Source organism: Pseudomonas sp. NPDC089428 (assembly GCF_044749325.1).
In the GTDB taxonomy this organism is placed as follows: Bacteria; Pseudomonadota; Gammaproteobacteria; order Pseudomonadales; family Pseudomonadaceae; genus Aquipseudomonas.
The window spans coordinates 34,575-54,554 of record NZ_JBIVHT010000019.1 but is presented as its reverse complement, the minus strand read 5'-3'; the positions used below and the strand labels follow the sequence as shown (position 1 = coordinate 54,554).

The 19,980-nt window shown below is 64.8% G+C and carries 14 protein-coding genes; 8 read left to right on the top strand and 6 right to left on the bottom strand.

Translation table 11 applies throughout. The features are described 5' to 3' along the window. Positions 1 to 71 precede the first annotated feature (71 nt). The 6 genes from ACIPZ5_RS24450 to ACIPZ5_RS24425 form a co-directional block, all read right to left on the bottom strand. On the bottom strand, positions 72 to 854 hold the full coding sequence (locus tag ACIPZ5_RS24450) for an amino acid ABC transporter ATP-binding protein (RefSeq protein WP_400811076.1): 783 nt from the start codon (positions 852 to 854) through the stop codon (positions 72 to 74). 22 nt (positions 855 to 876) lie between these two features. Beyond that, positions 877 to 2,121 (bottom strand): FAD-binding oxidoreductase, encoded by a 1,245-nt coding sequence (locus tag ACIPZ5_RS24445; protein ID WP_261944073.1) that lies wholly within the window; start codon positions 2,119 to 2,121, stop codon positions 877 to 879. Between the two features lie 15 nt (positions 2,122 to 2,136). Next, on the bottom strand, positions 2,137 to 2,847 hold the full coding sequence (locus ACIPZ5_RS24440; protein WP_400811074.1) for an ABC transporter permease: 711 nt from the start codon (positions 2,845 to 2,847) through the stop codon (positions 2,137 to 2,139). Further along, entirely contained in the window at positions 2,844 to 3,563 is a 720-nt protein-coding gene (locus tag ACIPZ5_RS24435; RefSeq protein WP_400811072.1) for an ABC transporter permease, read from the bottom strand. Before ACIPZ5_RS24435 ends, ACIPZ5_RS24440 begins: the two co-directional genes overlap by 4 nt. 199 nt (positions 3,564 to 3,762) lie before the next feature. Then, entirely contained in the window at positions 3,763 to 4,515 is a 753-nt protein-coding gene (locus ACIPZ5_RS24430; protein ID WP_261944076.1) for a transporter substrate-binding domain-containing protein, read from the bottom strand. A 21-nt stretch (positions 4,516 to 4,536) separates the two neighbouring features. Beyond that, positions 4,537 to 5,409: a MurR/RpiR family transcriptional regulator gene (locus tag ACIPZ5_RS24425; protein WP_085678850.1), complete on the bottom strand. Its 873-nt coding sequence runs from the start codon at positions 5,407 to 5,409 to the stop codon at positions 4,537 to 4,539. 143 nt (positions 5,410 to 5,552) lie between these two features. Here ACIPZ5_RS24425 and ACIPZ5_RS24420 point away from each other — a divergent pair, with 143 nt between their 5' ends. From ACIPZ5_RS24420 to ACIPZ5_RS24385, 8 genes are all read left to right on the top strand, one after another. Continuing rightward, positions 5,553 to 6,578 (top strand): Ldh family oxidoreductase, encoded by a 1,026-nt coding sequence (locus ACIPZ5_RS24420; RefSeq protein ID WP_400811069.1) that lies wholly within the window; start codon positions 5,553 to 5,555, stop codon positions 6,576 to 6,578. 222 nt (positions 6,579 to 6,800) lie between these two features. Continuing rightward, entirely contained in the window at positions 6,801 to 7,997 is a 1,197-nt protein-coding gene (locus tag ACIPZ5_RS24415; RefSeq protein ID WP_261944078.1) for an amino acid aminotransferase, read from the top strand. 312 nt (positions 7,998 to 8,309) lie between these two features. Continuing rightward, positions 8,310 to 9,590 carry a serine/threonine transporter gene (locus tag ACIPZ5_RS24410; protein WP_400811068.1) on the top strand — a complete coding sequence of 427 codons (1,281 nt, stop codon included), beginning with the start codon at positions 8,310 to 8,312 and terminating at the stop codon, positions 9,588 to 9,590. Between the two features lie 167 nt (positions 9,591 to 9,757). After that, positions 9,758 to 10,258, top strand: coding sequence for a thiol peroxidase (tpx, locus tag ACIPZ5_RS24405; protein WP_261944080.1), 501 nt, complete (start codon positions 9,758 to 9,760; stop codon positions 10,256 to 10,258). A gap of 346 nt (positions 10,259 to 10,604) precedes the next feature. Further along, positions 10,605 to 11,915: an MdtA/MuxA family multidrug efflux RND transporter periplasmic adaptor subunit gene (locus ACIPZ5_RS24400; RefSeq protein ID WP_400811067.1), complete on the top strand. Its 1,311-nt coding sequence runs from the start codon at positions 10,605 to 10,607 to the stop codon at positions 11,913 to 11,915. After that, positions 11,912 to 15,010, top strand: coding sequence for an MdtB/MuxB family multidrug efflux RND transporter permease subunit (locus tag ACIPZ5_RS24395; protein ID WP_400811065.1), 3,099 nt, complete (start codon positions 11,912 to 11,914; stop codon positions 15,008 to 15,010). The genes ACIPZ5_RS24400 and ACIPZ5_RS24395 overlap by 4 nt, the downstream gene beginning before the upstream one ends. After that, a complete protein-coding gene (locus ACIPZ5_RS24390) occupies positions 15,007 to 18,114 on the top strand; it encodes an efflux RND transporter permease subunit (RefSeq protein ID WP_400811063.1) in 3,108 nt (1,035 codons plus the stop codon). The genes ACIPZ5_RS24395 and ACIPZ5_RS24390 overlap by 4 nt, the downstream gene beginning before the upstream one ends. Further along, positions 18,111 to 19,598: an efflux transporter outer membrane subunit gene (locus ACIPZ5_RS24385; protein ID WP_313711630.1), complete on the top strand. Its 1,488-nt coding sequence runs from the start codon at positions 18,111 to 18,113 to the stop codon at positions 19,596 to 19,598. The genes ACIPZ5_RS24390 and ACIPZ5_RS24385 overlap by 4 nt, the downstream gene beginning before the upstream one ends. The last annotated feature ends 382 nt before the right edge of the window (positions 19,599 to 19,980 follow it).

The following is a 19,980-nucleotide window of genomic DNA, read 5'->3' as shown; positions in this document are numbered from 1 at the left end:
TTGGCAGGGGGTAAGGTCAATTATATTTAACGACGCAGTTGGATCATTGCAGCGCTGCAATGATCGACCGCTCAGTGCAGTATCTGCGCCAGGAAGGCCTTGGCCCGCGCTGTGCGCGGCTGGTTGAAGAACACCTGGGGCGGGCTGTCCTCGATGATCTGCCCACCTTCGAGGAACAGCACCCGTTCCGCCACCTGCCGGGCAAAGCCCATCTCATGGGTGACGCAGAGCATGGTCATGCCAGTGCCGGCCAGTTGCACCAGTACGTCCAGCACTTCGGCAACCATCTCCGGGTCGAGCGCCGAGGTCGGCTCGTCGAACAGCATGATGCGTGGCTTCATGCACAGCGCCCGGGCGATCGCCACGCGCTGCTGCTGGCCGCCGGACAACTGGCTGGGGTACTTGTGTGCCTGGCTCTCGATGCCGACCTTGCTCAGGTACAGGCGCGCCCGTTCCTCGGCGTCCTTGCGCGACAGGCCGCGCACGCTGGTGGGGGCGAGCAGGCAGTTGTCGAGCACGCTCATGTGCGGGAACAGGTTGAAGTGCTGGAACACCATGCCGATCTCGCTGCGCACCTGGACTGCCTGGCGGGTGTTGGCGGCCAGGTCGGTGCCGGCGACCCGGATGCTGCCTTGCTGGGCGATCTCCAGGCGGTTGATGCAGCGGATCAGCGTCGATTTGCCCGAGCCGGACGGGCCGCAGAGGACAATGCGTTCGCCCTCGCGCACCTGCAGGTCGATGTCGCGCAGCACATGGAAGGCGCCATAGTGCTTGTTCAGGCCCTCGATGCGGATCAGCTCCGGGCGAGGGTCAGGTTCGGGGGCAAGGCTGGCAACGCTCATGGGGGCGGTCATGTTGTTGTTCTCCCGCTGGATGTCAGTCGAAACGTGCCGCGCTGTAGGGCGCAGGGTCGGTGAAAGGGTGTTCGCCGGTGAGCATCTCGGCCACCAGGCGGCCGCTGACCGGGCCGAGGGTGAGGCCGTGGTGGGCGTGGCCGAAGTTGAACCACAGGCCTTTGTGCCGGGGCGCCGGGCCGATCACCGGGCGCATGTCGGGCAGGCACGGGCGGCGGCCGAGCCACGGTTTCTCATCAAGGCGCTCGCCCAGGGCCGGGAACAGCTTGCGGGCCAGGGCTTCGCAGCGTTTAAGCTGGATTTCGTTGCCCGGCGCGCCGCTGGCCGCAAACTCGATGCCGGTGGTCAGGCGCACGCCGCGGGCCATGGGCGCCAGTACATAGCCGCCCTGGGTGTCGCAGATCGAATGCTGCAGCTGTGCGCCGTCGCGGGTGCCGTAGTGCATGTGGTAACCACGCTTGATGCCCAGCGGAATCCGGTAGCCCAGGCGCTCGAAGAGGTCGCCCGACTGCGGGCCCAGGCAGGCCACCACTTCGTCCGCGGTAATCGGCCCACGCTGGCTGTCGACCTGCCATTGGCTGCCAGCCTGGCGCAGGCTGCGCGCATCGCCATGCAGGAACTGCCCGCCTCGCTGCACGAACAGCGCGGCGTAGCCACGGGTGAGGGCGCCTGGGTTGTTGACGGTCTTCGGGTCGAGCCAGTGGATGCCGCCGACCACCGCACTGTCGAGCTGATGCTCGCGTGCCTGCAGTTGCCCACGCTCGAGGATTTCGTATTGCAGGCCATAGCGGGCCAGGCCCTTGAGCTCGGCCTTGGCCTGTTCGAACAGCGCCGGGTCGCGATAGACCTCGATCCAGCCTTTGGCCTGGACCAGCCCTTCAAGGCCGGCTGCGTGGATCAGCGCGTCGTGTTCCTCGACGCTGCGCTGCACCAGCGGCAGCATGTCGGCCGCCGCCCCGGCCAGGCGCCCAGGCGCCGACTGCTGCCAGTAGCGCAGCAGCCACGGTGCCGCCTTGGGCAGGTGCAGCAAGCTGTAGCGCACGTCTGGCTGGCGGTTCAGGCCATAACGCAGCAAGGCGCCAAGCTGCCGGGGGAAGGCATAGGGGATCACGCTGGAGCGCTCGATCAGCCCGGCGTTGCCATGGCTGGTGCCGTTGCCGGGGTCGTCACGGTCGATCAGGATCACCTGGCGCCCTCGGGCCTGCAGGTGCAGTGCGGTACTGACGCCGACGATGCCGGCGCCGAGAACAAGGGTCTGGCAATGCATGGATGTATCCTTCGGTCAGTTCAGGTGGCGGCCCAGGCGGGCTTCCAGGTGTTTGAGCAAGCGCCGGACCAGTTCGACGATCACCAGGTAGAGCACTGCGGCCCACAGGTAGATCTGGAAGTCGAAACTGCGCGAGAACGCCAGTTTGGTCACGCCCATCAGGTCGTAGATGGTCACCAGCGAAGCGATGGCGCTGGCCTTGATCATCAGGATCAGCTCGTTGCCCAGCGGGCCGATGGCCACCAGCAACGATTGCGGCAGGATCACCTTGAAGAAGGTGGTCGAGCGCTTCAGGTTCAGCGCGCGTGCCGCTTCGTACTGGCCTGGCGCCACTGCCATCAGGCTGCCGCGGAAGATCTCGGCCTGGTAGGCGGCGGTGTTCAGGGTGAACGCCAGCAAGGTGCAGAACCAGGCTTCGCGGAAGAACCACCAGAGGCCGACGTCCTGCCAGAAGCCCTTGAGCGAACCCAGGCCGTAATACAGCAGAAACAGCTGTGCCAGCAGCGGCGAGCCGCGGAAGAAGTAGATGTAGCCCGCCGCCATACGCTGCAGCAGCAGGTGCCGCGACATGCGCGCCAGGGCCAGCAGCAGGCCGAGCACGGCGCCCAGGCTGAAGGAGATCGCCACCAGCTTGGCGGTCACCAGCAGGCCATCGACGAAACGCGGGCCGTAGCGTTCCAGCAGGTCCGGGTCCAGCACCAGGCCCAGCAGTTGTTCGGCACTCATGCGCGTGCTCCTTGCAGGTGGCGGTTGCTGCGCCGCTCGATATAGGCGAATACCCGTCCCGAGACGGCCGAGAACAGCAGGTAACCCAGGCAGGCCACGCCATAGAAGAACATCGGCTCCTTGGTCACGCTGACCGCCAGGTTGGTCTGGCGCATCAGGTCGACCAGCGAGATGGTCGACACCAGCGAGGTGTCCTTGAGCAGGGACAGCCAGTTGTTCGACAGGCCCGGCAGGGCGATGCGGGTCAGTTGCGGCAGCACCACCTTGAAGAACCCGGTGCGCTTGCTCAGGCCCAGCGCCGAGCAGGCCTCCAGCTGCCCTTTGGGCAGGGTCTTGAACGCGGCCAGCCAGATTTCGCTGGAGAACGCTGCGAATACCAGGCTGAAGGCGATCATTGCGGCGAGGAAGGTGTTGATCAGGAACTCGCCTTCATAACCCATCGCCGCCAGCAGCTTCTGCGCGGCGATCTGGCAGCCGTAATAGATGATCAGCAAGGTCAGCAGCTCGGGCAGGCCGCGGAACACCGTGGAGAAGGTCGTGGCCCAGGCCCGTGGCAGGCGTTTGCGCGAACGTGCCGCCAGGGCCACGGCCAGGCCCAACGGCAGGCCGACAGGCAGGCAGGCGAGGGCCAGGGAAACGGTAACCAGCGCGCCGGCCAGCAACGCCTGGCCCCAGCCTCCGCTGGCGAAGGACAGCAAGGACAATTGATCGAGCATGACGAACCCCTTGGATGGGCTGCGCGGCTTCTGTGTAGGAGCGGCCTTGCCGAGGCGTCGGATCGGTCGGAAAAGGCTGCGTAGCGGCCCCAGGATTTATGCAACAGCACAGATTGCTGGGGGCCGCTCTGCGGCCCTTTCCGACCGGTCCGACGCCTCGGCAAGGCCACTCCTACAGCGATAGCGCAGTTTCCGAAGATCAGTTGTAGATATCGAAGGCAAAGTACTTGCTGGCGATCTTCTGGTAGGTGCCGTTGGCAACGATCTCGGCCAGTGCGGTGTTCAGCCGCTGGCGCAGGGCATCGTCGTCCTTGCGCACGGCAATGGCAGCGTCGGCCTTGGTGTTGGCAACGTCGCCGAGGATCTTGCAGCAGTCCTGGCCGTTCTTGTTCATCCACTCATGCAGCGGGAACTTGTCGGCAATCACCCCGTCCAGGCGGCCGGCGGCGAGGTCGGCATTGGCCTCGTCCATGGTCGGGTACAGCTTCACGTCGGCGCCAGCCTTGGCGTACACGTCTTCGGCATAGATGGCCTGGGTCGAGGACGACTGGGCGCCGACGGTATAGCCGTCGAAGCGGGTCTGGGCGTCGCTGATCTTGCTGTCCTTGGCCACGGCGACGGTCAGCGGGGTGCGGTAGTAGTGGTCGGTGAAGGCGATCTTCTTGCGCCGTTCCTCGGTGTCGATCATCGACGCCACCACGGCATCGTACTTGCGCGCCATCAGCGCCGGGATGATGCCCTCCCAGTCCTGGGCGACCAGGGTGCACTCGACCTTCATCTGTTCGCACAGGGCGTGGGTGATGTCGATGTCGAAGCCGTGCAGCTGGTTATCGGCATCGACATAATTGAAGGGCGGGTAGGCACCTTCGGTGGCGAAGCGCAGGGTCTCGGCACTGGCGTTACCTGCCAGCAGCAGGGCACACGCACCCAGCAAAGCCATGGTCTTGTTCATCTCGCACCTCTTGCACTCTTGCTATTGTTGTTTGTTGGCCGGCCACGAGGTGTAGCCGACGAACTCGTTATGTAGAGCGGCAGTTGCTTCCAAGCGTTTTTCAACATCAGGCCCGAGCTTCTTGCAGACCTCGTTGACCATCAGGTGCACCCACGACAGCATGGTCGCGGTGGATTCCCAGAACAGATTGAATTCGGTGGGGATGCGGAACACTTCGTCGGCATGGGCATCGGCCCAGTCGCAGAAGGTATCGGTCACCAGCGTGACCGGGATGCCGGCGGCGCGTGCCTTCTGGCACAGCAGCAGGGCATGGCGCGAATAGCGGCGGGCCTCGAACACCACCAGCGTGGTGGCCTCGCTGCGGCCGAGCAGCACGTCGCCGAAGTGCCCGGCGCTGCCATCGACCAGTTGCACGCCGTCGCGCAGGTATTGCAACAGGTGGCTCATGCACATGGCGATGCCACGCTCGGTCTGGAAGCCGGCGATGCATACCCGCGGCTTTTCTGCCAGGCGCTGTGCCACGGCGTGCCAGGCGTCGCTCTGGCGGTATTCGTGGACGCGGACCAGGGCTGCCATTTCCAGCTCCAGGCTGCCGGCGTTGTCGCTGACGTCCTCATTCTGGCGATATTCTTGCAGGCGATCCCCCATCAGCCACGGCCCGTCGCCGAGGTCGCTCTGCAGGTCTTGCTTGAGCGCCTTTAGATGGGCATAACCGAGGGAACGGCAGAAGCGCCCGACGCTGGATTCGCTGACGCCCAGCTTGGCGGCAATGCTGGCCGAGGTCTGGAACGGCAGTTCGTGCAGGTTGGCAAGCATGTAGCTGGCGATCTTGCGGCCCGAGGCAGCGGCCCCTTGCAGGCTGTTTTCCAGGCGTTGCTTGATCGGTTGGCTCATGCTGCTGCTCCAGGCGAGGCGTGGAATAGAAAATGGCTGTTTTCTGTCATCTCGTCAACGTTTGACAGATAGCTGTCACTTATCGGAAAGTTTTTGTCGTTGCACACGCTGTTGCCATTCCAATTCCAAGAAAGGAGCTACAGATGTCCGCACCTTCCACCAGCCCGCTCGTGCGCGTGCCCTTCGTCGAACTGCAGGGGCTGTTGCAAGCGATCTTCCAGCGTCACGGCTGCAGCGAGGCAGTGGCCGCCGTGCTTGCCCACAACTGCACCAGTGCCCAGCGCGATGGCGCCCACAGCCACGGCGTGTTTCGTATCCCCGGTTACGTTTCGACCCTGGCCAGCGGCTGGGTCGATGGCCGTGCCACGCCGCAGGTGACCGATGTGGCGCCCGGCTACGTGCGCGTGGATGCCGCCGGTGGCTTCGCCCAGCCTGCCCTGGCTGCGGCGCGTGGGTTGCTGGTGGAAAAGGCCCGCAGCGCCGGCATTGCCGTGCTGGCGATCCACAATTCGCACCATTTCGCCGCGCTGTGGCCCGATGTCGAGCCGTTCGCAGAGGAAGGCCTGGTGGCCCTTAGCGTGGTCAACAGCATGACCTGCGTGGTGCCGCACGGTGCGCGCAAACCGTTGTTCGGCACCAACCCGATCGCCTTCGCCGCGCCGTGCGCGGGGCATGATCCGATCGTCTTCGACATGGCCACCAGCGCCATGGCCCACGGCGACGTGCAGATCGCTGCGCGTGCCGGCCAGGCATTGCCCGAAGGCATGGGCGTGGATGCCCAGGGCCAGCCGACCACCGACCCAAAGGCCATTCTCGAAGGCGGCGCGCTGTTGCCGTTTGGCGGGCACAAGGGCTCGGCACTGTCGATGATGGTCGAGTTGCTGGCAGCGGCGCTGACCGGTGGGCATTTCTCCTGGGAGTTCGACTGGTCAGGGCACCCGGGAGCGAAGACGCCGTGGACCGGGCAATTGATCATCGTCATTGACCCGAGCAAGGCCGAGGGTGAGCGGTTTGCCCAGCGCAGCCGCGAGCTGGTCGAGCACATGCAAGCCGCGGGGTTATCGCGGATGCCGGGCGAGCGGCGCTACCGCGAGCGGGAGCAGGCCGAGCGGGAAGGGGTGGCGGTGACCGAACAAGAGTTGCAAGGCCTGAAGGAATTGCTCGGCTGAACCGGCCCTTTCGCGGGTAACCCGCTCCCACAGGTGCAGCGCAGGGCTCAAGGTGGGTGCGGCCCCTGTGGGAGCGGGTTTACCCGCGAAGCATCCAGTGCAAATCTTCCCTGTGCAAAGTTGCATAGACAACCTTGCACTTATGTGATGTTCCTTGGGCCCGACTCCGGGTATCCTCAGGGCAGTCTTTCCGAACTGTCCTGATCCAAGGAGCTGCACGCTGTGTTCAAACATGTCGATGCCTATGCCGGCGACCCGATCCTCTCGTTGATGGAAACCTTCAAGGCCGACCCGCGCGCCGACAAGGTCAACCTGAGTATCGGCCTGTATTACGATGAGGCCGGTGTGGTGCCGCAGCTGGCAGCGGTGGATGCGGTGGAAAAACGCATCGCAGGCCAAGCCCATGAAGCCTCGCTGTACCTGCCGATGGAAGGCCTGGCCAGCTACCGCCAGGCGATCCAGGCGCTGCTGTTCGGTGCCGACCACCCGGCCGTGACCGGCAAGCGCGTGGCCACCGTGCAGACCGTTGGCGGTTCCGGTGCGCTGAAAGTCGGCGCCGACTTCCTCAAGCGCTACTTCCCGCAGTCGGAAGTCTGGGTCAGCAACCCGACCTGGGACAACCACCGCGCCATCTTCGAAGGTGCCGGGTTCAAGGTGCACACCTACCCGTACTTCGACCAGGCCAGCCGTGGCGTCGACTTCGACGGCATGTTGCAGGCCCTGCAGGCCCTGCCAGCCAACAGCATCGTGCTGCTGCACCCGTGCTGCCACAACCCCACCGGTGCCGACCTCGAGCAGGGCCAATGGCAACAAGTGGTGGAAGTGGTCAAGGCACGCCAACTGATTCCGTTCCTCGACATCGCCTACCAGGGCTTCGGCGAAGGCCTGGTGGAAGACGCCTACGCCATCCGCGAAATGGCCCGTGCCGGCGTGCCGTGCCTGGTCAGCAACTCGTTCTCCAAGATCTTCTCGCTGTACGGCGAGCGGGTAGGGGGCCTGTCGGTGGTCTGTGACGACGAAGCCACCACCCAGAGCGTGCTCGGCCAGCTCAAGGCCACCGTGCGCCGCAACTACTCCAGCCCACCTAACTTCGGTGCCCAGCTGGTGGCTGGCGTGCTCGGCGATGCCGAACTCAATGCCCAGTGGGCGGCAGAAGTGGAAGTGATGCGCAAGCGTATCCTCGACATGCGCCAGGCACTGGTCGATGCTTTGGCGGTACTGCTGCCAGGCCAGGACTTCCAGTTCTTCCTGCGCCAGCGCGGCATGTTCAGCTACACCGGTTTCAGCGTCGAGCAGGTGCGCCGCCTGCGTGACGAGTTCGGTGTGTACCTGATCGACAGCGGCCGGGTGTGCATGTCCGGCTTGCGTCCGGCCAACCTGCAACGGGTTGCCGAAGCCTTCGCCGCCGTTCAGAAGTAAGGCCGCACGGGGCCGCTTTGCGGCCCATCGCCGCGGTTCGTCGCCACGACAAGCGCGGCTCCCTCAGGCACAGCGCACGCCTCAAGTTCTGCTCAGTGGGTGTGGGAGCCGGCTTGCCGGCGAATGGGCTGCAACGCAGCCCCTGGGCACAACCTGCTTGTAAAGACAAGTGCAACCGCTCCTCGGAAAGGGGCTTCGCAAGTGCAACCTTTCCGTGCACAATCGCGCCCCTCTTCCCCGGTTGAGTTGGGCGAAACGTCTATTTCGCCATTCTCAGCCTGTTGCAGTCTTGCGAGTGGAGCTTCACCCGGAATGAATGAGCAGGCCCCAAGCGTTGAACAACGCTTTGTAGAATCGACCCCCGCCACCCTCGGCAGCTGGTCGCGTAACGACACTACCTGGATGCTGGGCCTGTTCGGCACAGCCATCGGCGCAGGCACCTTGTTCCTGCCGATCAACGCCGGCCTCGGCGGCTTCTGGCCGCTGCTGATCCTGGCCGCGCTGGCGTTCCCGATGACCTATTTCTCCCACCGTGGCCTGACTCGCTTCGTGCTGTCCGGGCGCAGCGGCGGCGACATCACCGAAGTGGTCGAAGAGCATTTCGGTATCAAGGCCGGTGCGTTGATCACTGTGCTGTACTTCTTCGCGATCTTCCCGATCCTGCTTATCTATAGCGTGGCCCTGACCAACACCGTCAGCAGCTTCATGGAGCACCAGCTGCACATGGTGCCTCCACCCCGCGCGATCCTGTCGTTCGTGCTGATCCTCGGCCTGCTGGCGATCGTGCGCTGCGGCGAGCAGGCCACGGTCAAGGTCATGAGCCTGCTGGTGTACCCGTTCATCGTTGCCCTGGGCCTGCTCGGCCTGTACCTGATCCCGCACTGGACCGGTGGCATCCTCGACAGCGCCGCCCAGGTGCCGTCGGGCTCGGCGTTCCTGCACACCCTGTGGCTGGCGATCCCGGTGATGGTGTTCTCGTTCAACCATTCGCCGATCATTTCGGCCTTCGCCGTCGACCAGAAGCGCAGCTATGGCGAGCACGCCGACGAGCGCAGTGGCCAGATCCTGCGCCGTGCCCACCTGTTGATGGTGGTGATGGTGCTGTTCTTCGTGTTCAGCTGCGTGCTCACCCTGAGCAGCGCCCAGCTGGCCGAAGCCAAGGCGCAGAACCTGTCGATCCTGTCGTACCTGGCCAACCACTTCAGCAACCCGACCATTGCCTTTGCCGCGCCGCTGATCGCCTTCATCGCCATTGCCAAGTCGTTCCTCGGCCACTACATCGGTGCCAGTGAAGGCCTCAAGGGCATCATCGCCAAGACCGGCGCACGCCCGGGTGCCAAAGCCCTGGACCGCCTGGTCGCCGCACTGATGCTGGTGGTCTGCTGGATCGTCGCCACCCTCAACCCAAGCATCCTCGGCATGATCGAATCGCTCGGCGGCCCGATCCTCGCCGTGCTGCTGTTCCTGATGCCGATGTACGCCATCCGTCGCGTGCCATCGATGCGCAAGTACAGCGGTGCACTGTCGAACGTGTTCGTCGTGGTGATCGGCCTGGTTGCGCTGACCTCGGTGGTGTATGGCCTGATCAGCTGATTCATTGCCCGCAATAGGAAAAGCCCGGAGCGTTTGTCGCCATCCGGGCTTTTTTTTGTCCACAGGAATTGTCAGGTAATAGAACAATTTCAATGTACCCATAGGCACCCGACCGCCTTCATGATTAACTCAGTGTCCTTTTCAAAACCCCGCATAAGGATTTCGTCATGGCTCAAGTGACTCTCAAAGGCAACCCGGTTCAGGTCAAAGGCAACCTGCCACAGGCCGGCGCCCAGGCTCCGGCTTTCTCCCTGGTCGGTGAAGGCCTGGCTGACAAGTCGCTGAAGGACTACGCCGGCAAGCGCAAGGTGCTGAACATCTTCCCAAGCGTCGACACCCCGACTTGCGCCACGTCCGTGCGCAAGTTCAACGCCCAGGCCAACGACGTGGCCAACACCGTGGTGCTGTGCATCTCGGCCGACCTGCCATTCGCCCAGGCGCGCTTCTGCGGTGCCGAAGGCCTGGACAACGTGAAGAACCTGTCGACCCTGCGTGGTCGCGAGTTCCTCGAGAACTACGGCGTCGCCATCGCCGACGGCCCGCTGGCCGGCCTGGCTGCCCGTGCCGTGGTGGTGCTGGACGAGAACGACAAGGTGCTGCACAGCGAGCTGGTTGGCGAAATCGCTGACGAGCCTAACTACGATGCAGCCCTGGCTGTACTGAAGTAAGGATTGCGTGGAGCAGGGGCGGCTGTTTCAGCCTGTTCCGGCCCTTTCGCGGGTAAACCCGCTTCCACAGGTACGGCGCAGCCCTTGAAAGCTGTGATACCCCTGTGGGAGCGGGTTTACCCACGATAGGTCCGGGGCAGGTGAAGGAACTCTTCTGCCTGGCTCCTCTCCAAGCAACACCCTGTAACGGCCCGGAACGCTTTCCGGGCCGTTTTCATTTAAAGTTCAACCTTTTGGCAACGTCAGGCAAAGGTAAACCTCTGGTAAAGAGCCTTTGCTATAACGATGCCAGTGCTTATCGTTCAACCTCCCAAGCCGCCATTTCTGAACAAGGTTCGTTCAACCCATGCAAGTGTCCAATTCCCGATCCCCTCGTCGCTGGCTCGTCGGCCTGCTGATCCTGCTGCTGGTGGCCCTGCTGGCCTGGTGGCTGTGGCCCGCGGCAACGCCTGCCCACAAAGCGGCCGGTGGAGGGCGTGGCGGCAAAGGCATGGGCATGGGAATGGGCGGCCGGCCTGGTTTCGGCGGTTCCACCGACCCGGTGCCGGTGCGCGTCGAGCCGGTGCGCGTGGGTGACTTCCCGCTTTACTACAAGGCGCTGGGCACGGTCACTGCGACCAACACGGTGAATGTGCGCAGCCGTGTGGCAGGCGAGCTGGTGAAGATCCTCTTCAAGGAGGGCCAGCAGGTCAAGGCCGGCGACCTGCTCGCCGAAATCGACCCACGTCCTTACCGCATCGCCCTGCAGCAGGCCGAAGGCACCCTGGCGCAGAACCAGGCGCAACTGAAGAACGCCCAGGTCGACCTGGCGCGTTACAAGGGCCTGTACGCCCAGGACAGCATCGCCAAACAGACCCTCGACACCGCAGAAGCCCAGGTCGCGCAGTTCCAGGGGCTGGTCAAGACCAACCAGGCCCAGGTCAACGATGCCCGCCTGAACCTCGACTTCACCCAGATCCGAGCGCCGATCAACGGCCGCGTGGGCCTGCGCCAGCTCGACCTGGGTAACCTGGTGGCGGCCAACGACACTACCGCCCTGGTGGTGATCACCCAGACCGAGCCGATCACTGTTGCCTTCACCTTGCCCGAAACCGAGCTGAACACCGTGCTCGACCGTTACCGCAGCGGCGCCAGCCTGCCCGTCGAGGCCTGGGACCGCACCGACAGCAAGCTGCAGTCGACCGGCGTGCTGGGCAGCATCGACAACCAGATCGACACCACCACCGGCACCCTCAAGTTCAAGGGCCGCTTCGAGAACAAGGACCATGCGCTGTTCCCCAACCAGTTCGTCAACGTGCGCCTGCTGGCCGACACCCTCAAGCAGGTGGTGATGGCTCCGGCAGCGGCCGTGCAGTTCGGCAACGACGGCACCTTCGCCTATGTGGTCAACGAGCAGAGCACGGTCAATATCCGCAAGCTCAAGGTCGGCGCCAGCGATGGCCAGAACAGCGTCATCCTCGACGGGCTCAAGGCAGGCGAGCGCCTGGTGCTGGAAGGCACCGACCGCCTGCGCGAAGGCACCAAGGTCGAAGTGGTCGAAGACAGCTCGCAAGTGCCGACCACCCCAGGCCAGCACCTGCAGGGCCAGGACGCCAAGGGTTCGGCCCAGGCCGATGAAGCGCCTTCCGGCAAAACGGCAGCCAAGGCGGGCGCATGAACCTGTCGCGCCTGTTCATCCTCCGCCCGGTCGCTACCACGCTGACCATGCTGGCCATCGTTCTGGCCGGCCTGATCGCCTACAAGCTGCTGCCGGTGTCGGCCTTGCCTCAGGTCGACTACCCGACCATCCGCGTCATGACCTTGTACCCAGGCGCCAGCCCGCAGGTGATGACCAGCGCGGTGACCGCCCCGCTGGAGCGCCAGTTCGGCCAGATGCCGGGCCTGGAACAGATGGCCTCGACCAGCTCCGGCGGCGCCTCGGTACTGACCCTGCGCTTCAGCCTGGACATGAATATGGACGTCGCCGAGCAACAGGTGCAGGCCGCGATCAACGCCGCCAGCAACCTGCTGCCCAGCGACTTGCCGGCGCCGCCGGTGTACAACAAGGTCAACCCGGCAGACACCCCGGTGCTGACCCTGGCCATTTCCAGCAAGACCCTGCCGCTGCCCAAGCTCAACGACCTGGTCGACACCCGCGTGGCGCAGAAGCTCGCGCAGATCAGCGGCGTGGGCATGGTCAGCATCGCCGGCGGCCAGCGCCAGGCAGTGCGGATCAAGGTCAACGTCGATGCGCTGGCCGCCAACGGCCTCAACCTGGAGGACGTGCGCACCCTGATCGGCGCGTCCAACGTCAACCAGCCGAAGGGCAACTTCGATGGCCCGACCCGGGTGTCGATGCTCGACGCCAACGACCAGCTGCGCTCGCCCGAGGAATACGCCAACCTCATCCTCGCCTACAACAATGGCGCGCCGCTACGCCTGAAGGACGTCGCCGAAATCGTCGACGGTACCGAAAACGAACGCCTGGCCGCCTGGGCCAACCAGAACCAGGCCGTGCTGCTGAACATCCAGCGCCAGCCCGGTGCCAACGTCATCGAGGTGGTCGACCGCATCAAGCAGTTGCTGCCATCGATCACCGACAACCTGCCGGCTGGCCTCGATGTGTCGGTGCTCACCGACCGCACCCAGACCATCCGCGCTGCGGTCAAGGACGTGCAGCATGAACTGCTGATCGCCATCGTGCTGGTGGTGATGGTCACGTTCGTGTTCCTGCGCCGCTTCAGCGCCACCATCATCCCCTCGATCGCCGTACCGCTGTCGCTGATCGGCACCTTCGGCGTGATGTACCTGGCCGGCTTCTCGGTCAACAACCTGACGCTGATGGCCCTGACCATCGCCACCGGCTTCGTGGTCGACGATGCCATCGTCATGCTCGAGAACATCTCGCGCCACATCGAGGAAGGCGAGACGCCGCTGCAGGCGGCACTCAAGGGCGCCAAGCAGATCGGCTTCACCCTGATCTCGCTGACGTTCTCGCTGATCGCCGTACTGATCCCGTTGCTGTTCATGGCCGACGTGGTTGGCCGGTTGTTCCGCGAATTCGCCATCACCCTGGCGGTGGCGATCCTGATTTCCCTGGTGGTGTCGCTGACCCTGACGCCGATGATGTGCGCGCGCCTGCTCAAGCGTGAGCCCAAGGAAGACGAGCAGGGCCGCTTCTACCGCGCCAGCGGTGCCTGGATCGACTGGATGATCGAGCACTACGGCCGCGGCCTGCAGTGGGTGCTCAAGCACCAGCCGCTGACCTTGCTGGTGGCCGTGGCCACCTTGGCGCTCACCGTGCTGCTGTACCTGGTGGTGCCCAAGGGCTTCTTCCCGGTGCAGGACACCGGGGTGATCCAGGGTATTTCCGAGGCGCCGCAGTCCACCTCGTTCGCCGCCATGAGCGAGCGCCAGCAGGCCCTGAGCAAGGTCATCCTGCAGGACCCGGCGGTGCAGAGTCTGTCGTCCTACATCGGTGTCGACGGCGACAACGCCACGCTCAACAGCGGCCGCCTGCTGATCAATCTCAAGCCCCATGGCGAGCGGGATGTCACCGCCGGTGAGGTGATCAGCCGCCTGCAGCCGCAACTCGACAAGCTGGTCGGCATCCGCCTGTTCATGCAGCCGGTGCAGGACCTGAGCATCGAGGACCGGGTCAGCCGCACCCAATACCAGTTCAGCCTGTCGTCGCCCGATGCCGACCTGCTGGCGCAGTGGAGCGGCAAGCTGGTGCATGCCCTGCAGCAGCGCCCGGAGTTGCAGGACGTGGCCAGCGACCTGCAGGACAAGGGCCTGCAGGTGTACCTGGTGATCGACCGTGACATGGCCAGCCGCCTGGGCATCAGTGTGTCGCAGATCACCAACGCCCTGTACGACGCCTTCGGCCAGCGGCAGATTTCCACCATCTACACCCAAGCCAGCCAGTACCGCGTGGTGCTGCAGTCGCAGGATGCGGCAGTGATCGGCCCGCAGGCGCTGGAGTCGATCCACGTCAAGGCCACCGACGGCGGCCAGGTGCGGCTGTCGGCGCTGGCGCGCATCGAGCAGCGCCAGGCGCAGCTGGCCATTTCCCACATCGGTCAGTTCCCGGCGGTAACCTTGTCGTTCAACCTGGCCCATGGCGCGTCGCTGGGCGAGGCGGTCAAGGTGATCGAGCAGGTGCAGCAGGACATCGGCATGCCGCTCGGCGTGCAGACCCGCTTCCAGGGCGCCGCCGAAGCCTTCCAGGCCTCGCTGTCGAGCACCTTGCTGCTGATCCTGGCGGCGGTGGTGACCATGTATATCGTGCTGGGCGTGCTCTACGAGAGCTACATCCACCCGGTGACCATCCTCTCGACCTTGCCGTCGGCGGCGGTCGGCGCCTTGCTGGCGTTGATCCTCAGCGGCAACGACCTGGGCATGATCGCCATCATCGGCATCATCCTGCTGATCGGCATCGTCAAGAAGAACGCGATCATGATGATCGACTTCGCCCTCGAGGCCGAGCGTAACCAGGGCATGAGCCCGCAGGATGCGATCTACCAGGCAGCGCTGCTGCGCTTCCGGCCGATCCTGATGACCACCTTGGCCGCGCTGTTCGGCGCCGTGCCGTTGATGCTGGCCACCGGCTCCGGTGCCGAGCTGCGTCAGCCGCTGGGCCTGGTGATGGTCGGCGGCCTGCTGGTCAGCCAGGTGCTGACGCTGTTCACCACGCCGGTCATCTACCTGTACTTCGACCGCCTGGCGCGCCGCTGGCGCCCGGCCGCTGACGCGCAGCAGGCCGAGGCATGAACCTGTCCGGACCTTTCATTCGCAGGCCCGTGGCGACCATGCTGCTGAGCCTGGCGATCATGCTGCTCGGCGGCGTCAGCTTCGGCCTGCTGCCGGTGTCGCCATTGCCGCAGATGGACTTCCCGGTGATCGTCGTGCAAGCCAACCTGTCCGGGGCCAGCCCCGAGGTCATGGCCGCTACCGTGGCCACGCCGCTGGAGCGCAAGCTCGGCAGCATCGCCGGCGTCACCACCCTGACCAGCAGCTCCAACCAGGGCTCGACGCGGGTGATCATCGGCTTCGAGATGGGCCGTGACATCGACGGCGCCGCGCGCGAGGTGCAGGCGGCGATCAACGCCACGCGCAACCTGCTGCCCAGCGGCATGCGCAGCATGCCCACCTACAAGAAGATCAACCCGTCGCAGGCGCCGATCATGGTGCTCTCGCTGACGTCCAGCGTGTTGCAGAAGGGCCAGCTGTACGACCTGGCCGACACCATCCTGTCGCAGAGCCTGGCCCAGGTCAGCGGGGTAGGGGAAGTGCAGATCGGTGGCAGCTCGCTGCCGGCGGTGCGCATCGCCGTCGAGCCGCAGCTGCTCAACCAGTACAGCCTGTCGCTGGACGAGGTGCGCACGGCGGTGGCCAACGCCAACCAGCGCCGCCCCATGGGCTTTGTCGAGGACGCCCAGCGCAACTGGCAGGTGCGCGCCAACGACCAGCTGGAAACCGCCAAGGACTACGAGCCGATCGTGATCCGCCAGTCGAACGGCACGATCCTGCGCCTGTCGGACGTGGCCACCGTCACCGATGGTGTCGAAAACCGCTACAACAGCGGCTTTTTCAACGACCAGAGCGCCGTGTTGCTGGTGGTCAACCGCCAGACCGGCGCCAACATCATCCAGACCGTCGACCAGATCAAGGCCCAGCTCCCGGCCCTGCAGTCGCTGCTGCCGGCCAACGTGCAACTGAACGTGGCCATGGACCGCTCGCCGGTGATCAAGGCCACCCTCAAGGAGGCCGAACACACCCTGCTGATCGCCGTGGTGCTGGTGATCCTGGTGGTCTACCTGTTCCTCGGCAGCCTGCGCGCCTCGCTGATCCCCAGCCTGGCGGTACCGGTGTCGCTGGTGGGCACCTTCGCGGTGATGTACCTGTGCGGCTTCTCGCTGAACAACCTGTCGCTGATGGCGTTGATCCTGGCCACCGGCCTGGTGGTGGACGATGCCATCGTGGTGCTGGAGAACATCTCGCGGCACATCGAGGACGGCCAGCCGCCGATGCGCGCGGCGTTTCTCGGCGCCAAGGAGGTCGGTTTCACCTTGCTGTCGATGAACGTCTCGCTGGTGGCGGTGTTCGTCTCGATCCTGTTCATGGGCGGCATCGTGCGCAACCTGTTCCAGGAGTTCTCGATCACCCTGGCGGCGGCGATCATCGTCTCGCTGGTGGTGTCGCTGACCCTCACGCCGATGCTCTGCGCCCGCTGGCTCAAGCCCCATCGCGCCGAGCAGACACGCCTGCAACGCTGGAGCGACAAGGCTCACCAGCGCATGGTCGATGCCTACGACCGCAGCCTTGGCTGGGCCCTGCGCCACAAGCGCCTGACGCTGATCAGCCTGCTGGCGACCATCGGCCTGAACATCGCCCTGTACGTGGTGGTGCCCAAGACCTTGATGCCGCAACAGGACACCGGCCAGTTGCAAGGTTTCATCCGCGGCGACGATGGCTTGTCATTCAGCGTCATGCAGCCAAAGATGGAAATCTACCGTCGCGCGCTACTGGCCGACCCGGCAGTGGAGAGCGTGGCCGGCTTCATCGGCGGTAACAGCGGCACCAACAACGCTTTTGTGCTGGTACGCCTGAAGCCCATCGCCGAGCGCAAGCTCGATGCGCAGAAAGTCATCGAGCGCCTGCGCAAGGAAATGCCCAAGGTGCCGGGCGGGCGGCTGTTCCTGATGGCCGACCAGGACCTGCAACTGGGCGGCGGTGGCCGTGACCAGACCTCCTCGCAGTACCTGTATACCCTGCAAAGTGGTGACTTGGCGGCCCTTCGCCAGTGGTTCCCCAAAGTGGTCGCGGCATTGCGCGCGCTCCCCGAGCTGACGGCCATCGACGCCCGTGACGGCTCCGGCACCCAGCAGGTGACGCTGGTGGTCGACCGTGACCAGGCCAAGCGCCTGGGCATCGACATGGACATGATCACCGCCGTGCTGAACAACGCCTACAGCCAGCGGCAGATCTCGACCATCTACGACAGCCTCAACCAGTATCAGGTGGTGCTGGAGATCAACCCGAAATACGCCTGGGACCCAAGCACCCTGGAACAGGTGCAGGTGATCACCAGTGACGGTGCGCGGGTGCCGCTGTCGACCATCGCCCACTATGAGAACAGCCTGGCCAATGACCGGGTCAGCCACGAAGGCCAGTTCGCCTCCGAAGACATCGCCTTCGACGTTGCCGAAGGCTACAGTCCCGACCAGGCCATGGCCGCGGTCGAGCGGGAAGTGGCCAAGCTTGGCCTGCCCGAGGAAGTGATCGCCAAGCTCGGTGGTACGGCCAGTGCGTTCGCCAAGACCCAGGAAGGGCAGCCGTTCATGATCCTCGGTGCCCTGGTGCTGGTGTACCTGGTGCTGGGCATCCTCTACGAAAGCTACATCCACCCGCTGACCATCCTGTCGACCTTGCCCTCGGCCGGTGTCGGCGCCTTGCTGGCGTTGTATGCCACTGGCGGCGAGTTCAGCCTGATCTCGTTGCTGGGCCTGTTCCTGCTGATCGGCGTGGTGAAGAAGAACGCCATCCTGATGATCGACCTGGCCCTGCAGCTGGAGCGCCACCAGGGCCTGAGCCCGGAGGAGTCGATCCGCCGCGCCTGCCTGCTGCGCCTGCGGCCGATCCTGATGACCACCCTGGCCGCCATCCTGGGCGCCTTGCCGCTGCTGATCAGCCGCGCCGAAGGTGCCGAAATGCGCCAGCCGCTGGGCCTGACCATCATTGGCGGCCTGGTCGTCAGCCAGCTGCTGACCCTTTACACGACGCCGGTGGTGTACCTGTACCTGGACCGCCTGCGCCACCGATTCAACCATTGGCGCGGTGTACGCACCGACGCCGCCCTGGACACGCCGCTATGAACTTCGCCCAGACTCCGCTTCACCGTGCCTTGCAGCTGCTGACCCGTGGCCGTGGCTCGCGCCTGGCCGGCGCCGGGCTGTGCGTGGCCATGCTCAGTGCCTGTACCCTGAGCCCGGACTACCACCGCCCGGCGCTGAGTACACCGGCGCAGTACAAGCAGGCCGAGGGCTGGACCCAGGCCAACCCGTCCGATGCCATCGCCCGTGGTGCCTGGTGGGAAATCTACGGCGATGCCGGGTTGAATGCGCTGGTCGAGGAACTCAACCGCAGCAACCAGACCGTTGCGCAATCGGAAGCCCAGTACCGCCAGGCCCAGGCCTTGGTACGCAGCAGCCGGGCGTCGCTGTTCCCCAGCCTGGACTTGAGCGCCAGCAAGAACCGCTCGGCACAAGGCACCGGCAGTTCCAGTTCGAGCCTGTCCAACAACAGCAGCGGTATCCGCAACACCTACAACGCGCAGCTCGGCGTCAGCTGGGAAGTCGACCTGTGGGGCAAGCTGCGCGAGACCCTGAACGCCAACGAGGCCAGCGCCGAAGCGAGCTTCGCCGACCTGGCCGCGATTCGCCTCAGCCAGCAGTCCGAGCTGGTGCAGAACTACCTGCAGTTGCGGGTGATCGACGAGCAGAAGCGCTTGCTGGAGGCGACCGTCGCGACCTATGAGCGATCGCTGCGGATGAACGAAAACCAGTACCGCGCTGGTGTCGCCGGCCCGGATGCGGTGGCCCAGGCGCGTACCCAGCTCAAGTCCACCCAGGCCGACCTGATCGACCTGATCTGGCAGCGTGCGCAGTTCGAGAATGCCATCGCGGTGTTGCTGGGCAAGGCCCCGGCGGATTTTTCCCTGGCCGACAGCGGGCGCATTCCGGCGCTACCGCAAATCCCGGTGGCGTTGCCGTCGCAACTGCTCGAACGGCGCCCGGACATCGCCTCGGCCGAGCGCAACGTGATCGCCGCCAACGCCAACATTGGCGTGGCGCGTGCCGCATACTTCCCGGACTTGAGCCTGAGCATGAGTGGTGGCTACTCCAGCAGCAGCTTCAGCAACTGGATCGAGCTGCCCAACCGCTACTGGTCGGTGGGGCCGCAACTGGCGCTGACCTTGTTCGACGCCGGCAAGCGCAGCGCCGAGGTTGACCGCACCCGGGCGGTGTATGACCAGACCGTGGCGCAGTACCGCCAGACCGTGCTCGACGGCTTCAAGGAGGTGGAGAACTTCCTGGTGCAGTTGAAGGTGTACGCCGACGAGGCGGTGGTGCGCCAGGAAGCGCTGGAAGCTGCACGCGAGTCGTTGCGCCTGACTGAAAACCAGTACCGCGCCGGTCTGATCGGCTACCTGGATGTGGTCAATGTGCAGACCACCGCGCTGAGTAACGAGCGCAGTGCACTGACGTTGTTGGAAGGGCGCCTGGTCGCCAGCGTGCAGCTGATCGCTGCGCTTGGCGGCGGTTGGGATGCCGAGCAGGCGTTTGCCCAGCAGGAGTAAGTATTCCTGCAAGCAGGCTCCGTTTACTGTGGGACTGTCTTGCTCTGCTTCTCAAAGCTGCCGCGATTCTGGTGGGAGCCGCGCTTGTCGTGGCGACGAACCGCGTCGATGGGCCGCGAAGCGGCCCCCCGATTTCAAGGTTGTTGCATAAATTGCCGGGGCCGCCTTGCGGCCCATCGACGCGGTTCGTCGCCACGACAAGCGCGGCTCCCACAGAAAAGCGCGGTGGCCCGACAAGTGGCAATTTGCCTTCATTTGGTTTGAAATTGCTCTAAATCAGGTTGTTCAGCGGTTTTTCGTGTTCGTTGGATCCATTCCCATTCGCACAAACCCCGTGCGTTTCGCCAAAGCTTGAGTACAATCGTCAGTTTTTTCCGGGCCC

What these genes read in the sequence shown, in the direction of transcription:
- ACIPZ5_RS24450 (WP_400811076.1), bottom strand. Translation starts at nt 854, where the DNA reads ATGACCGCCCCCATGAGCGTTGCCAGCCTTGCCCCCGAACCTGACCCT.
- ACIPZ5_RS24445 (WP_261944073.1), bottom strand. Translation starts at nt 2,121, where the DNA reads ATGCATTGCCAGACCCTTGTTCTCGGCGCCGGCATCGTCGGCGTCAGT.
- ACIPZ5_RS24440 (WP_400811074.1), bottom strand. Translation starts at nt 2,847, where the DNA reads ATGAGTGCCGAACAACTGCTGGGCCTGGTGCTGGACCCGGACCTGCTG.
- ACIPZ5_RS24435 (WP_400811072.1), bottom strand. Translation starts at nt 3,563, where the DNA reads ATGCTCGATCAATTGTCCTTGCTGTCCTTCGCCAGCGGAGGCTGGGGC.
- ACIPZ5_RS24430 (WP_261944076.1), bottom strand. Translation starts at nt 4,515, where the DNA reads ATGAACAAGACCATGGCTTTGCTGGGTGCGTGTGCCCTGCTGCTGGCA.
- ACIPZ5_RS24425 (WP_085678850.1), bottom strand. Translation starts at nt 5,409, where the DNA reads ATGAGCCAACCGATCAAGCAACGCCTGGAAAACAGCCTGCAAGGGGCC.
- ACIPZ5_RS24420 (WP_400811069.1), top strand. Translation starts at nt 5,553, where the DNA reads ATGTCCGCACCTTCCACCAGCCCGCTCGTGCGCGTGCCCTTCGTCGAA.
- ACIPZ5_RS24410 (WP_400811068.1), top strand. Translation starts at nt 8,310, where the DNA reads ATGAATGAGCAGGCCCCAAGCGTTGAACAACGCTTTGTAGAATCGACC.
- tpx (WP_261944080.1), top strand. Translation starts at nt 9,758, where the DNA reads ATGGCTCAAGTGACTCTCAAAGGCAACCCGGTTCAGGTCAAAGGCAAC.
- ACIPZ5_RS24400 (WP_400811067.1), top strand. Translation starts at nt 10,605, where the DNA reads ATGCAAGTGTCCAATTCCCGATCCCCTCGTCGCTGGCTCGTCGGCCTG.
- ACIPZ5_RS24395 (WP_400811065.1), top strand. Translation starts at nt 11,912, where the DNA reads ATGAACCTGTCGCGCCTGTTCATCCTCCGCCCGGTCGCTACCACGCTG.
- ACIPZ5_RS24390 (WP_400811063.1), top strand. Translation starts at nt 15,007, where the DNA reads ATGAACCTGTCCGGACCTTTCATTCGCAGGCCCGTGGCGACCATGCTG.
- ACIPZ5_RS24385 (WP_313711630.1), top strand. Translation starts at nt 18,111, where the DNA reads ATGAACTTCGCCCAGACTCCGCTTCACCGTGCCTTGCAGCTGCTGACC.